The sequence below is a fragment of the Moorena sp. SIO1G6 genome (assembly GCF_010672795.1).
GTDB classification, from domain to species: Bacteria; Cyanobacteriota; Cyanobacteriia; order Cyanobacteriales; family Coleofasciculaceae; genus Moorena; species Moorena producens.
This window is the reverse complement of sequence record NZ_JAAHFZ010000021.1, coordinates 87,935-102,344: the sequence shown is the minus strand read 5'-3', so window position 1 is coordinate 102,344 and position 14,410 is coordinate 87,935. Positions and strand designations below refer to the sequence as shown.

General features: G+C 43.9%; 9 protein-coding genes and 1 pseudogene. 4 read left to right on the top strand and 6 right to left on the bottom strand.

Going from position 1 to position 14,410, the window contains the following annotated elements:
• The first annotated feature begins 4 nt into the window (after window positions 1-4).
• Window positions 5-688, top strand: coding sequence for a YggS family pyridoxal phosphate-dependent enzyme (locus tag F6K63_RS20550; protein WP_044491833.1), 684 nt, complete (start codon window positions 5-7; stop codon window positions 686-688).
• 180 nt (window positions 689-868) lie between these two features.
• Entirely contained in the window at window positions 869-1,933 is a 1,065-nt protein-coding gene (locus tag F6K63_RS20545; protein ID WP_008177828.1) for a calcium-binding protein, read from the top strand.
• Between the two features lie 299 nt (window positions 1,934-2,232).
• Here the strand turns inward: F6K63_RS20545 and F6K63_RS20540 are convergent, their stop codons facing one another.
• On the bottom strand, window positions 2,233-3,231 hold the full coding sequence (locus F6K63_RS20540) for a 2-hydroxyacid dehydrogenase (protein WP_008177826.1): 999 nt from the start codon (window positions 3,229-3,231) through the stop codon (window positions 2,233-2,235).
• 588 nt (window positions 3,232-3,819) lie between these two features.
• On the opposite strand from F6K63_RS20540, the pseudogene F6K63_RS20535 reads away from it, so the two are divergent.
• Window positions 3,820-4,431 (top strand): annotated as a pseudogene (locus F6K63_RS20535) (type I glyceraldehyde-3-phosphate dehydrogenase); the annotation flags it as partial.
• Here the strand turns inward: F6K63_RS20535 and F6K63_RS20530 are convergent.
• The 3 genes from F6K63_RS20530 to F6K63_RS20520 form a co-directional block, all read right to left on the bottom strand.
• A complete protein-coding gene (locus F6K63_RS20530) occupies window positions 4,418-5,629 on the bottom strand; it encodes an RNA-guided endonuclease InsQ/TnpB family protein (protein ID WP_008177823.1) in 1,212 nt (403 codons plus the stop codon). The pseudogene F6K63_RS20535 and the gene F6K63_RS20530 sit on opposite strands and share 14 nt — an antisense overlap.
• Window positions 5,630-5,844: 215 nt before the next feature.
• Entirely contained in the window at window positions 5,845-7,191 is a 1,347-nt protein-coding gene (locus tag F6K63_RS20525; protein ID WP_287263093.1) for a hypothetical protein, read from the bottom strand.
• Between the two features lie 471 nt (window positions 7,192-7,662).
• A complete protein-coding gene (locus F6K63_RS20520; protein ID WP_008177816.1) occupies window positions 7,663-9,540 on the bottom strand; it encodes a DUF3370 family protein in 1,878 nt (625 codons plus the stop codon).
• 201 nt (window positions 9,541-9,741) lie between these two features.
• Between F6K63_RS20520 and era the strand changes: the two genes are divergently transcribed.
• On the top strand, window positions 9,742-10,758 hold the full coding sequence (gene era, locus F6K63_RS20515; RefSeq protein ID WP_008177814.1) for a GTPase Era: 1,017 nt from the start codon (window positions 9,742-9,744) through the stop codon (window positions 10,756-10,758).
• Window positions 10,759-10,878: 120 nt separating this feature from the next.
• Here era and F6K63_RS20510 read toward each other — a convergent pair whose 3' ends face one another.
• Both F6K63_RS20510 and gyrA read right to left on the bottom strand, forming a co-directional pair.
• The gene (locus tag F6K63_RS20510; protein ID WP_008177811.1) at window positions 10,879-11,445 is read right to left on the bottom strand and encodes a Uma2 family endonuclease; all 567 of its coding nucleotides are present in this window, start codon (window positions 11,443-11,445) and stop codon (window positions 10,879-10,881) included.
• 109 nt (window positions 11,446-11,554) lie between these two features.
• The gene (gene gyrA, locus F6K63_RS20505) at window positions 11,555-14,170 is read right to left on the bottom strand and encodes a DNA gyrase subunit A (RefSeq protein ID WP_044491792.1); all 2,616 of its coding nucleotides are present in this window, start codon (window positions 14,168-14,170) and stop codon (window positions 11,555-11,557) included.
• Window positions 14,171-14,410: the final 240 nt, after the last annotated feature.

The window sequence follows — 14,410 nt, the reverse complement described above, 5'->3', positions numbered from 1 at the left end:
GACTATGGAAAAAATACCTTTAACTATCACTACACCTATTACTGATAATATCCAGCAGATTCTTCAACAGTTAAAGCCTAATGTCCGTTTAATTGCAGTGAGCAAAACCGTATCTGTGGAAAAAATGCGGGAAGCCTATGGTGCGGGAATTCGGGATTTCGGAGAAAATCGATTGCAAGAGGCTTGTGCTAAGCAGGAGCAGTTAAAAGATTTAGAGGGGATTTCCTGGCATTTTATCGGTCACTTACAAAAAAATAAAGCTAAACTAGCTGTTCAAACAATGGACTGGATCCATTCCGTTGATGATTTAAAGTTAGCCCAGAGTTTAAATCGGCGGGCTAATGAGTTAAATAAACGACCTAAGGTTTGTTTACAAATTAAGATATTGCCCGATCCTAATAAATATGGTTGGTCTGTTGAGCAGTTATTAGAAACGTTACCAGAATTGGAAGCTTGCGATTCCTTAGATATTCAAGGGTTAATGACAATTCTTCCCTTGGAGTTATCGGAAGCTGAAATTTTTGATGCATTTGTAGAAGTTGCTAAATTCAAGGAACAGCTTAATCAAACAACTCAGTTAAATTTAAAAGAAGTGTCAATGGGAATGTCGGGAGATTATTTGCAGGCTATTAAAGCAGGAGCAACGATGATTCGCCTAGGAAGCAAGATTTTCGGAAAACGTGAATAATTTTTGAGCATTTTTAATGGTATTTTGCGCTGGGACCCCGGTCGGGTTTACCGAGAAGCGTCAACGGGCACCAATAAATCGGTCAAATTGGCTAAATACTGCAAAATTGGCTAGCCTTACCATACCTAAGACCAGACAATAAAGGAGGTCGGAGTTGGATAGGAATAGGTGCTCGAAGAAATGTTTAACTTGAACTTAGTGGACTTGGAAACAAATACTACAAATACTAGTGTAATTCTCATAGGTGATAGTGGCAACGATACTCTCAGCGGTGGCTCACAGGATGATACCCTCAAAGGTAGAGCTGGGGATGATATTCTCAATGGTCGAGGGGGTAATGACCGTCTTGAAGGGGAGGAGGATTCAGATGTTCTCAACGGTGGAGAGGGTAATGATACTCTGATTGGTGGCTCAGGGAATGATGTCCTTACTGGTGGACCGGGTCCTAGCTTTGGCTTGAGTTTGTTTGAGGTTAAACAGACATCTGATCATGATTTCCTCGACGGTGGCACAGGAAATGACACTCTCAACGGAGCAGATGGTAATGATACCCTAAAAGGCGGAGCTGGTGATGATTCCCTTTTAGGTGATGTTCGTAGACGTTTGACTGGAATTCCCATCAACTATAATCCAGGTCGTGACATCCTGGATGGTGGAGACGGAAATGATGTGCTCGAAGGTGGGGGTAGCAGTGATACTCTCATTGGTGGCACTGGCAATGATACCCTGATTGGTGATGGTGATGATCAAAATGTCTTTGGTGGTGGGAATGATTATCTAATTGGTGGCAATGGTGATGATTCTCTAGTAGGTGGCAACGGAAGCGATACCCTGACTGGTGGTCACGGATCTGATATCTTTAAGTTCACATTTACAAATCGTCCATTACCAATCTTCCCGCCTTCAATGCCTCCATCACAACCGCTACAATTTTCAAGGGGAATCAACATAACTGATAGTTTCCTATTGCCGAGGAACGATGACTCGGAAGTGCCACGACCTGAAAGCGGAATTGACAGGATTACAGATTTCAATGTCCAACAGGGAGATAGGATTGAAATTGTTAGTTTTGGGGAACTTGATATTGATCAAATCTCCTACAATAAAACTACAGGTGCTCTGTCTTTTGAAGAGCAACAATTTGCTCAACTACAAGCAGGTCTTGATTTCAGTCCAGAGCAGCATATTGATTTACAAGTCTTCCCTCCTCGTTCCTTTGTTACCGCTCCTCCTAGTGCGTTTTAGGCCAATTTAGTAATTGGTAATCGGTAATTGGTAATTGGATTAGGATTACCGATTACTAAAATCTTGATTGAATTTTGCCGAGGTCACTAGTTGTTAAGGTTTGGTTAAAATAGGGAATCATATCATAGTTTTGAACTATTTTGGATAAGTCTTCCAACTTCAAAATTATGGGATTCGATATAATGGGATGCTATGAAAGAGCCGCTACGCGAACGCATTCCCTAGGAACCCCCCCAATCTCCCCACACTTCCCACTCTCCCTCTAATTATAGGTATTAAACCTGACTTGATATTATTCCCTATTCCCTATTAATAATTTTATTCGGACAAGGAAGACCTTGCTCAAAGTTAGTAATATTAGATAGTGTAGTTTCAGCAATGTTATGGAGGGCATTTTCAGTTAAAAAAGCTTGATGAGCAGTAATGATTACATTAGGGAAAGTCAGTAAACGTTGAAAAATATCATCTTGAATGACTTCATTAGACAAATCCTCAAAAAACAATTCAGATTCTTCCTCATAGACATCCAGAGCGAGATAGCCAATTTTCTTGGACTTGAGGGCAGCGATAATGGCTTTGGTATCAATCAATCCCCCTCGGCTAGTATTAATGAGCATCACACCTGGTTTCATCTGCTCTAGAGCTTCGGAATTAATCAGATGATAGTTTTCAGTAGTTAAGGGACAGTGTAGGGTGACAATATCAGAGATAGCAAAGAGTTCAGCTAGCTCTACATACTTGACCCCTAAAGCTTGACAATCCGGGTTGGGATAGGGATCATATGCCACTAATTGACACCCCATACCATTGAGAATTTGGGCTACCACAACACCAATTTTACCAGTTCCCACAATGCCTACAGTGCGACCATGCATATCGAATCCCAAGAGTCCATCTAGGGAAAAATTTCCTTCTCGTACTCGAGAATAAGCACGATGTATCTTGCGATTCAGGGCTAGCATTAAGCCAATCGTATGTTCAGCGATCGCGTAAGGGGAGTAAGCCGGAACACGCACTACTATCATGTCCAATTCTGTCGCTTTTGTGACATCCACATTATTAAAACCAGCGCAGCGTAGAGCAATTAGACGAGTTCCCTGTTGCGCCAGCTTTTCCAACACTTGTCCGTTGAGGGAATCATTGACAAAAACGCATACTGCTGGACATCCTGATGCCAAAATAGTCGTTTGAGTATCGAGGTGCGGTTCAAAAAAAGTTAATTCATGACCATATTGGGAATTAACAGCTTCCAGAAACTGTCGGTCGTAGACTTTGGTACTAAAGACAGCGACTTTCATAGATGTAATGCCAAAACAAGCTTAATTAAATTTTAGATAAAAATTTAAAGACTAGGTTTAAAGAAAAGGTTAATTCTCTGGTAAGCATTTAACAGTTAGCTATCAGCGGTCATGTATAGCACTACCCATTAAGGTGTTTGACATTCCTAAACTCCGAAACTTAGTCATAGCTTACTTCTGACTTCTGACTTCTGACTTCTGACTTGCGCGTAGCGCTATAAATGCTTACCTTCTCTTTTATTTATTTGAAGTTTAACACAGATCAGTGGGAGAGATTGACACCAATTACCACAGTCTTAAATTAAGTTAAAGGATTAACAAATAATGAGTAGAGTGAGCTATAAACAATAGCTTGGATGCCTAGCAAAAATCATTGAGTCACATCTGGTTGCTTTGCAATCCGTTAATGATAGTTTTGATGCTCCCAGCTGTCAACAATAAAGGAAGAATTAATCTTCTCTATTGGATGACATTGTCTTGATGCAGAGCGCGAGTGGGGGTTTCCCCAAGACTAGGCTGCATCGCTGGATCAGGATTCTTAATTATCGACAAACGTAAATTTGTAAACCTCTTAAAGGAGATTTGTCCATGGCAACTGTCAAAGTGGGTATCAATGGATTTGGTCGTATCGGACGACTCGTATTCCGTGCTGCCCTCAACTACCCAGAAATCGAAGTGCTGGGCATTAATGACCTAGTTCCACCACAGACTATCGCCTATTTACTCAAATACGACTCAACCCATGGTCGTTTCAAGGGTACCGTAGAAGCTGAAGCTGATGGAATTGTGGTCAATGGCAAGAAAATCCCCTGTGTCTCAATTAAAAACCCAGAGGAACTGCCTTGGACGAAACTCGGTGTGGAATATGTAGTAGAATCTACGGGTCTATTTACCACCTATGATGGGGCATCTAAGCATTTACAAGCGGGAGCGAAGCGGGTGGTAATCTCTGCTCCTACTAAAAACCCTGATTTGGTTCCCACCCTGTTGATGGGTGTCAATCACGATACCTATAACCCAGGTATTGATAGTATCGTTTCCAATGCCAGTTGCACAACTAACTGTCTTGCTCCCATTGCTAAAGTGATTAATGACAATTTTGGGCTAGCGGAAGGGTTAATGACTACCATCCATGCCATGACTGCTACCCAGCCAACGGTAGATGGTCCAATTGACACTCCCCGCCCTATAAGAGCGGGGATTCTTCACTCAACGATCCGACTTGCTCAACCTGGCCGGAACCAAGAAGAGTAGAGGCCAAATCTCCTGAAGCGTTCGGGTCGATAACCCAAGTTCCGACGTGCCCCGTCGTACTTACGGCTCTATTGCGAATGTTGATTGCAGCATTGTGGTCGCGATCAAGTTCGCATCCACATTCACAGACATGAGTCCTAGTGGATAAAGACTTTTTGACTACCTCACCGCAATCAGAGCAGTTTTGACTGGTGTAAGCAGGATTCACCGCAACAGTTATCCTGCTAAACTTAGTACCAAAATGCTCTAACCATTTTCTGAATTGATACCAACCTGCATCATTAATAGACTTAGCTAGACAATGATTTTTAACTAGGTTCTTGACCCTCAAATCTTCATAGGCGACCAAATCGTTAGATCGGATTACGCAACGTGCCAGTCTCTTAGCATGCTCTTCACGTTGCCTACTTATTTTGAGGTGATGCCTATCCAGTCTATTAATGGCTTTCCTGCGATTGGACGAGCCTTTCTTTTTGCGAGATACTCGACGTTGATAAAACTTTAGTCGCTTTTCTCCCTTCCGGTAGAATCGGGGGTTAGGTTCTGAGTGACCATTGGAGTCTGTATAGAACTCTTTAAGTCCTACGTCCAATCCGATCATTTCGCCAGTGTGCTCCACGTCTTCTTTCACGTTGACTGCAACGCAAAATTGAACATAGTACCCATCAGCTCTCTTGACTATCCGAATCCGGTTAATTTGCTTCTTATCAAAGCGCCACAAGTCCCAGGTACCTTTGAGCTTAAGCCTCCCAATCCCTTTTTTATCCGTAAATGTTATTGACTTTTTGTCAGGTGACAGTTTCCATCCCGACTTTTTGTATTCAACAGATCTAGCGCGTTTCTGGAATTTAGGAAAACCCTTTTTGCCTGAGACTTTTTTCTTACAATTATCGTAAAAGCGAACTATCGATGACCATGCTCTCTCAGACGCAGCTTGTCGAGCAGTAGAGTTTAACTCATTCGCAAAAGGGAAATTCTTGGCAAGGATTTTAGAGTATTTACTCAAATCACCTTTTCCAGTCCCTTTATTGTCCATCCATAAACGGATGCAGCTATTTCGGATAAATTTAACTGTCCGAATAGCCTCGTCAATGGCTGAGTATTGGGACTCTTTCCCTTTCGCTTTAAACTCTAAAATAATCACCGAATTTCGACCCTATTTTATATACTTTTATATTAGCAGAGTTGTATAAAACTGTAAAGTAATAGTCCAAGAAAAAAGCCGTCCTAGAAGGACGGGGCTTTAGACCCAAAATTTTTGGTAAAGCAGATGCGATTGACCGTAGGTCACGCGGGGCGCGATTGGCCTACGGCCACGCTACGCGAACGCATCTGCTGACTCCGTTTGAGACTAATGAACTATTGGTGATTAAGTAAAGGAAAATATTTTCCTTGCCGATACTCCCAAGTGATGCCCTCGGGATCCCGAGAGCGACTCCACTGGCTGAAGTTTGGGTCAGTGCGCATCCTCTTGAGTAACCTGTCCCCACAACGGAAGCGATCGCACATCTGTTTGACACTGTAGGGTTTTACTAAAATACCCTGGGATGACCCATTAGTCGTGGGAGTAGTCTCCTCGATCTCAGGTTCAAAGGTGGCTGGTGATTCCTGATTAACCTGATTAAGTAAAGGAAAGTATTTTCCTTGCCGATACTCCCAAGTGATGCCCTCGGGATCCCGAGAGCGACTCCACTGGCTGAAGTTTGGCTCAGTCCGCATCCTCTTGAGTAACCTGTCCCCACAACGGAAGCGATCGCAGATCTCTTTGACACTGTAGGGTTTTACTAAAATACCCTGGGATGACCCATTAGTCGTGGGAGTAATCTCCTCGATCTCAGGTTCAAAGGTGTCTGATGATTCTTGATGAACCTGATTAACCTGATCAACTAAAGGAAAATATTTTCCTTGCCGATACTCCCAAGTGATGCCCTCGGGATCCCGAGAGCGACTCCACTGGCTGAAGTTTGGGTCAGTGCGCATCCTCTTGAGTAACCTGTCCCCGCACCGGAAGCGATCGCACATCTTCTTCACACTGTAGGGTTCTACTAAAATACCCTGGGATGACCCATTAGTGGTGGGAGTAGTCTCATCGATCTCAGGTTCAAAGGTGTCTGATGATTCTTGATGAACCTGATTAACCTGATCAACTAAAGGAAAATATTTTCCTTGCCGATACTCCCAAGTGATGCCCTCGGGATCCCGAGAGCGACTCCACTGGCTGAAGTTTGGGTCAGTGCGCATCCTCTTGAGTAACCTGTCCCCGCACCGGAAGCGATCGCACATCTTCTTCACACTGTAGGGTTCTACTAAAATTAGCTCTGATGAAGATTTAGCAGGAGTAATCTTCTTTTTAGCAGAGGTAGCTGATGGAAATGCTGTGGTGATCTCGCCAGCTGGTAGAGCTTCGACGATATAATCTGCCAACGGCACCTCCTGGCTGTAAACCCCTTTAGTTGTGTGATACTTGATGATGCTTTCCCCGCTAAACCAATCTAGGGCTGTCCTCACAAAAAGCCACCCAGCTTGGGGGGACTTCTCCAGACATACTGGTGTCTTCTGACCACTGGTAAGATTAACCAAGTTGTGTGTTGGCTTGAACATCCCCTTTTCGGGTATATACAGCTCATCTTGCTGACGTTTCCGCCTCGGACTACATTCGAGACAGTATTTAGGAGGCTTACCAGGATAGCACTCACGAGTAGTCATATGATTGCATTTCGGGCAGAAAAAGGTAACTGGACGGGTATGGATCGTACGAGTATGAGCACGCACGATAAAGGTTTGAGAAGGCATAAGTGATCAACGTATCAATAGTTATCTAGCAACAGTTATCTAGCAACCTGAGTGTGATATAGTTGTTCTGGTGCCGACAGCAATTCTAGGTATATCCCTAGGCAGTACCTGCCGTAACTAGATCATCTCTATCATCTAGAGTCAGCATTTCTGCTTGTTTGATGATCTTAGGCAAAACTTCGTCAGCAATAACTAAACTCCTAAATAGTTAATACTGATCGCTTTTGCTCGCATCAGCTATTTTTGATAAAGTTTAGTATGGTGCTAACGTTACACAATAGCAGATTCATGCTAAATCCGTCAGACTACTAGAATCGAGATTAATATTTGATTGTGCGTACGCGCCATTGCGACCTTGCATTTGTGAGCCGATTTCCAACTCTCCTAACCCTCCAAAGTCCGAACTGTAAGCACCTGGGGTGGTGTCGAATCCGGGGGATAGAGAAAATCCACCTGTAGCTGCCTAACTTCTTCAGGGGCTAAATTCAACGTCACCAATGGATGCCCTGGCTGTCCTCGTCGCTGCACTAAATGCACATAGCGCGTCTGAGCCTTTCGATCATCATCATCATAATTTATTCTGAGTGTACCCCGAAAGAACACGTTTTCAACCCGTGGGTTCAAAAACAGCAGTCGATCAGTACCCCCCTCATCCTTCAATGGCGTTTGCAGCGATACCGTCACCGTTTGGGGTTGATTAGTAGTATTCTTCAATGGTAAAGTTATATTGTATTCTACCCCATAATTACTGTGGGCAAAGTAGGCCGTATCGGGATAGCGCCTTAACATCGGTGCACTTTGAATTTGCCCTGTACTCAGAGTAATCAGATGTAGGGTCCCCAACACATAAGAAAATGCCTGCCCGAGCTGAGGAATACTCAAATAGTTAACATTTGGATTATCTTGAATCAGCACTTGCCATTGAGAACCTTGGGAAACACCAGCCACCCGACCAAACACCGTCGGTTCTTGAGGTGGTTCGAGAGGAGTGGGTATCGGTCCACGGGGTTGAGCTAAGCTACCCGTATCCAGTAGGTTTTGCCATTCTGCTACCGTAGGTTCCCGATAGTTTCCATTGCCATCACGAGGGGCTTTCATCGCTAAGTTAGCCAGATACACCATCCCATCACTTCGTAACCGCATCATGGTAGAACGACCATTGGAAGCTGGTGATCGTTTAACTGGAATTGGCTGATTCATTAACATCTGGCTTTGTTTTGCCTTCAGCACCAGTTTAGCGGGAAACATTTCTTTGAGAATTCCCCTGAGTACATCATTCATTGTCCGACTGCCAGGACCAGCATAGACTGTACCGTTGGGATTATCTACCATATCCGGCAACGAGATAAACGGTGCATCTGGGGTAGACAGATAACTCGCCCCTTGCAAGACGTCCACTGTAACAGGTGTGTCATTGGGATTATAAACTATCAATCCTTGGTAAAGGGGATGGGTTTCCGCCTGAGTCTCTGCTCTAGCAATATGGTGGCTAAAGATATCAAACCGTCCATTAAAGCCATAGTCAAGGTGGGCAGAAGCAACTTGTTTCCCTTCCGGTGAAAACGTAGACAGCAAAATTCCCTCACTTCTGACTAGTTCTGGACTATTGCTATTAAAGACAGGCACCTGATCCAATTGCCCTGGTAAACTACGAACATCATCAGGATAAACTTCCACTCCAGCAATATACTGAGGTGGAACAGCATAGATGTTTAACGCCCGACACAGCAAAGCCGCTACTTCACCACGGGTAGCACTCTGATTTGGTTTGACCTGTTTGATATTGGGATAGTTAACCACAATAGTATTAATTGCTGCGGATGCGATCGCATTTTTAGCATACTGGGGAATCTGGGTAGCATCAGTAAAATACCGTCTGATAGTTCCATCGGGATCTGACGGGATAGGGAAATTCTTTGCTCCTGCTAAAACTGCGATCGCTTGCACTCGAGAAATGGACTCATTGGGTTTAAATCGTCTGCCAGGATAGCCCGAAAAAAATCTTCGCTTGTAGGCATCTTGAATCACATTTTTGGCCCAATGATTACTAGGTACGTCCTTAAAACGAATACCACCCCGCTGAATCGGTGCTGAGGGAAAGGCATTCAGCATTAAGACGGCAAACTCAGCGCGGGTAATTCTAGAATTAGGACGAAATTTACCATCCGGGTAACCACTGACCAACTTACGATCCCGCAGTTGGTTGATACAATCTCTCGCCCAATGATTTTCCAGGTCAGGGAAAGTAGCGGTATTGGTCATAAGTAGTATGTAGTCTAAACTGCTTGAGTGTGGGTAACTAACTTGGAATTTTTTACTTCAAGCCCACGATCAGTTCTATTTATGATATTGTTGGTCAATTAACCGGGGTGTTATCCCCTGTAACAACATACTCAACATAGTCCTTATCTATGTTGCTAACATAAATTTCATAATAAAACAATAAAAACTACGATTGGTTCAATGACTGACAATTCTAAAATCCAAGACCAAGATGATTCGACCATAGACTCTTCCCAAGATAACCTAGAGGAAAAAGTTATCAAGCCATCAGTTCTAGGAACTATTCCGGTTGCTCCAGATGGGTTTAAGTCTGGCTTCGTGGCGATTGTAGGACGTCCGAATGTGGGGAAATCCACACTGATGAATAAACTGGTAGGGCAAAAAATTGCTATCACTTCGCCCGTGGCTCAAACCACCCGAAATCGGCTGCGAGGTATCTTGACCACACCGGAAGCTCAGTTGATTTTTGTGGATACGCCAGGGATTCACAAACCTCATCATCAACTGGGTAAGGTCTTGGTGAAAAATGCCCAAATAGCGATTGAGTTAGTGGATGTGGTGCTGTTGGTGGTGGATAGTACGGTGGAGGCGGGAGGAGGCGATCGCTTTATTGTTGATCTACTGAGCCATACTAAGACACCAGTAATTTTGGGTGTGAACAAATCAGATATACAACCTCGACACAGTAGGGGAGAATCAATCGATGCTAGTTATGCTAAACTAGCTACTGCTCAAGGCTGGGAAGTCGTAAAATTTTCTGCCCTGACAGCTGATCGCTTAGACCTATTGCAGCAGAAATTAATTGAACGCTTAGAACCAGGGCCATATTATTATCCCCCTGACTTCTTAACCGACCAGCCAGAACGGTTTATCATGGGGGAATTGATTCGAGAGCAAATCTTACTCCTAACTCGTGAGGAAGTCCCCCACTCGGTTGCTATTACTATTGATTTAGTAGAGGAGCAACCAAAAATTACCCGTATTTTTGCTACGATCAATGTAGAGAGAGACTCCCAAAAAGGTATTTTAATTGGAAAAAAGGGTAATATGCTCAAACAAATTGGTACTGCGGCTCGTCAACAACTTCAAAAGTTAGTTGCTGGTCAAGTTTACCTGGAATTGTTTGTGAAAGTAAAACCGAAATGGCGACAATCTCGCTTACGGTTATTAGAGTTGGGATATCGGGTTGAGAAGTAATAGTAAGTCTACTATAGCTATAGTATTTTTTGCTATGTAAACTTATGAGTGATAGAAATACAGATAAATTTTAAACTTGGTTCAAGAGCTAATTTTAATACTTAATCATTAACAATTAGTCTAAACTGCAAATACTTGTTCAACTGTCAAAGCTAACTCGGGAAATGTTTGTGATTCAATCTTTTTATTTCCTGTAAATTCTGTCAGATCATAAAACCCATCAACTAAACGCAAAACCGAAACCTTAGACTTAATTGGATCAACAATCCAATATTCAGGCACTTCCCGCACCGCGTATTCAGAACGCTTGTAGCGGTAATCATCTTGGGGATTACCTGCACTAACAATTTCTACTGCTAGTAGTGGTGCTGATTCCAGCACCGCTGATGACATGGAACTGATAGCTTGCCGCTGATTTTCTGAGATAATGACTAAATCAGGAATTCTAGATTTATTCTCAGCTGTGCGAACCCCAAGATTACCAGGCATAACAACCCAATCTAAACTAACCCTCTCAATTTCTCTATCAAATTGCTTGAATAAAAAAAGCATAATCAGGGCATGTAGTCCACTAGCAGGTGGCATAGCAATAAGCTCTCCATTAACAAGCTCATACTTGTAGTCAGTGTCATCATGGTAGGAAAGATAGTCTTCAAATGTGTAAAACTTTTTGGCAGTTTGAATCATTTGAGTTGCCTCCTAGAAAACCGTTTTCTTAGTGTAGTTAAGGTGGGTTTTGTAGACGGTTGACGGTTAACCGTCTACAAAAACCTATTGTAGGTTTATTTCTAGTGGTTTATTTATCTGAATCTACCGACTCTTCCTGGTCTGGGAGTTCCTGGTCTGGGAGTTCCTGCTCTTCGATTTCCTGCTCTTGATCTGAAATGGGAACCAAAGCAACCGCTGCGATCGCATCTTCATCATCTAACTTTTGCACTCTGACCCCAGTTGCCATGCGAGATTGGGGAGAAATAGCATCAACAGCTTGACGAATGATAATCCCTCGACTAGTGACTATCATCAATTCATCCCCTTCATTAACTACCTGTAGGGCTGCCAGTTGGTCTTTGGGTAAACGGAATTTGGTTGAGCGAACTCCCATACCCGCACGGTTTTGTAGCCGGAATTGGGATACCGGTACCCGCTTACCATAGCCTCCCATAGTGACAATTAATACCCAAGGACCTTGAGCTGCTGTTTCCACCATCTCAGAATCACTAAGGTCTTCTGTCTCTTCCTCTGAATCCTCAGCAGCAGCTAGACTAGCGATGATTTGACCGGACAAAATATCCATACCGATTAATTCATCATCACCCTTTAGTTTCATAGCCTTAACTCCTCTGGTCGCACGACCGAGGGGGCGGAGTTGATCATTGTCACACTTGAAGTGAATTGCCATGCCATGACGAGACCCAATTATGATGCTGTCTTCTTCCCTAGCACGAAGTACCCACCGCAACTGGTCTCCTTCCCCGAGGGAAATAGCAATTAATCCATTTGCCCGAATTTTGCTGAAAGCATCTAGAGCAGTTTTCTTGATGTAACCCTTATGAGTTAACATGACTAGATATTCATCATCCGTAAATTCAGATACCGGTACAATAGAAGTAATTTTTTCTTCGTGGGGAATGGGTAACATCTGCACAATCGGTACCCCCCTGGCGGTGCGAGATACAGCCGGGATTTGGTAGGCACGCAGAGAGTACACTACACCGCGATCGCTAAAAAATAAAATGCTATCGTGGTCGCAGCAAGTGAAGAAATGCTCTACCTCATCATCATCTTTGATCCTGGCAGCAGCTTTACCACGAGTTGCCCGAGCTTGAGCTCTAAACTCATCCACAGGCATGCGTTTGATATACCCTTGCTCAGTCAGCAGAATCACAGCTTTTTCATTAGCAATCAGGTCAGTATCATCCAGTTCCCCTTCAACCTGTTGAATTTGTGTGCGGCGTGGTGTGGCAAAGTTCTGTTTCAGTTGCTGGGCTTCAGTTTCAATAATCTCCAGGATGCGACTTCGGCGAGCTAGGATATCCCTTAAATCCGCAATCCGAACTTGTAATTCCTCATGCTCAGCTTGAATCTTTTGGGCTTCCAAAGCAGTCAGACGGCGCAGCTGCATTTGCAAAATAGCATCAGCTTGGGCTTCAGATAGACTAAATTCTGTAACTAATTGTCCTCGTGCTGTAGTCGTATCCGCCGCCCCCCGAATCACCGCAATCACAGCATCTAAGCTATCTAGGGCAATTAGTAACCCTTGCAGTAAATGATCCCGTTCCTCAGCTTTGCGCAATTGATATTGAGTCCGTCGGGTAATGGTTTCAATGCGGAAATCCAGGAAAACGTTTAAGAACTGCTTTATGGTCAGCAACTGGGGTTCATTGCCCACCAGGGCTAGCATATTTGCTCCAAAATTAGTTTGGAGGGGGGTTTGCTTGTAGAGATTATTCAGGACAACTTTGGGATAAGCATCGCGCTTTAGTTCGATTACGATGCGCATGCCATTGCGATCGCTTTCATCCCGAATATCGGAAATGCCATCAATGCGCTTATCATTGACCAATTCAGCAATCTTTTCGATTAAACTTGCCTTATTAGTTTGGTAAGGTAGCTCAGTAATAATAATGGCTTCCTTGTCTGGACGACCTCGTTGCCCAATGGTTTCAATTTCTGCCACACCTCGCATGGTGATAGAACCCCGACCACTGGTGTAAGCATCTTTAATACCCGATGTTCCTAAAATCTGTGCCCCAGTGGGGAAATCTGGACCAGGGATATACCGCCTTAATTCCTTATCAGTGATTTCGGGATTATGGATCACGGCCACTAAGCCATCCACCAACTCTCCCAGGTTATGAGGGGGGATATTGGTTGCCATACCCACAGCAATCCCCGATGAGCCGTTGAGCAGTAATTGGGGAATCCGTGCCGGTAAGACAGTCGGTTCTTGCTGGGAACCGTCAAAGTTATCAACAAAGTCTACAGTTTCTGACTCAATGTCCCGGAGTAGGGCATTGGTAGCGATCGCTTGCAAGCGGCACTCTGTGTAACGCATTGCCGCTGGGGGGTCGTTGTCTACTGAGCCAAAATTTCCATGACCATTAATCAGAGGCGATCGCATGGAGAAATCCTGAGCCATGCGCACCAAAGCGTCATAAACAGCAGTATCCCCATGGGGATGATACTTACCCAACACTTCCCCCACCACACGAGCGCATTTGCGGAACGGACGCTCTGGGCTTAATCCCAGCTCATGCATCGCATAGAGAATCCTTCGGTGTACTGGCTTGAGCCCATCCCTGGCATCTGGTAATGCCCGACCTACTATGACGCTCATGGCGTATTCTAAATAAGACCGGGACATTTCGTTCCGCAAATTTGTCGGGACAATGCGTTCTTGGGATGTACTCATAGTTGGACAAACTCCCTTATTATCGAGGATTTTGCTAAAAAAATCGGTTAAAATCTCTCAAAAGAGGCTTTTAACACCTTTATTTTCCAAATTTGGCTGGTTATTTTTAAATTTTAACACAAAATCTCGACTATAGCCGGTAACAGAACCACGGGCAAGCCTTAGACAATGAGCAGATTCGCGCTTCTTGTGCAAAAATTATGGGAAAAAGACCGAAAATTTCCTAGGGCAGCTTAGGAC

What these genes read in the sequence shown, in the direction of transcription:
- F6K63_RS20540 (WP_008177826.1), bottom strand. Translation starts at nt 3,231, where the DNA reads ATGAAAGTCGCTGTCTTTAGTACCAAAGTCTACGACCGACAGTTTCTG.
- F6K63_RS20545 (WP_008177828.1), top strand. Translation starts at nt 869, where the DNA reads ATGTTTAACTTGAACTTAGTGGACTTGGAAACAAATACTACAAATACT.
- F6K63_RS20520 (WP_008177816.1), bottom strand. Translation starts at nt 9,540, where the DNA reads ATGACCAATACCGCTACTTTCCCTGACCTGGAAAATCATTGGGCGAGA.
- gyrA (WP_044491792.1), bottom strand. Translation starts at nt 14,170, where the DNA reads ATGAGTACATCCCAAGAACGCATTGTCCCGACAAATTTGCGGAACGAA.
- F6K63_RS20525 (WP_287263093.1), bottom strand. Translation starts at nt 7,191, where the DNA reads ATGACTACTCGTGAGTGCTATCCTGGTAAGCCTCCTAAATACTGTCTC.
- F6K63_RS20510 (WP_008177811.1), bottom strand. Translation starts at nt 11,445, where the DNA reads ATGATTCAAACTGCCAAAAAGTTTTACACATTTGAAGACTATCTTTCC.
- F6K63_RS20550 (WP_044491833.1), top strand. Translation starts at nt 5, where the DNA reads ATGGAAAAAATACCTTTAACTATCACTACACCTATTACTGATAATATC.
- era (WP_008177814.1), top strand. Translation starts at nt 9,742, where the DNA reads ATGACTGACAATTCTAAAATCCAAGACCAAGATGATTCGACCATAGAC.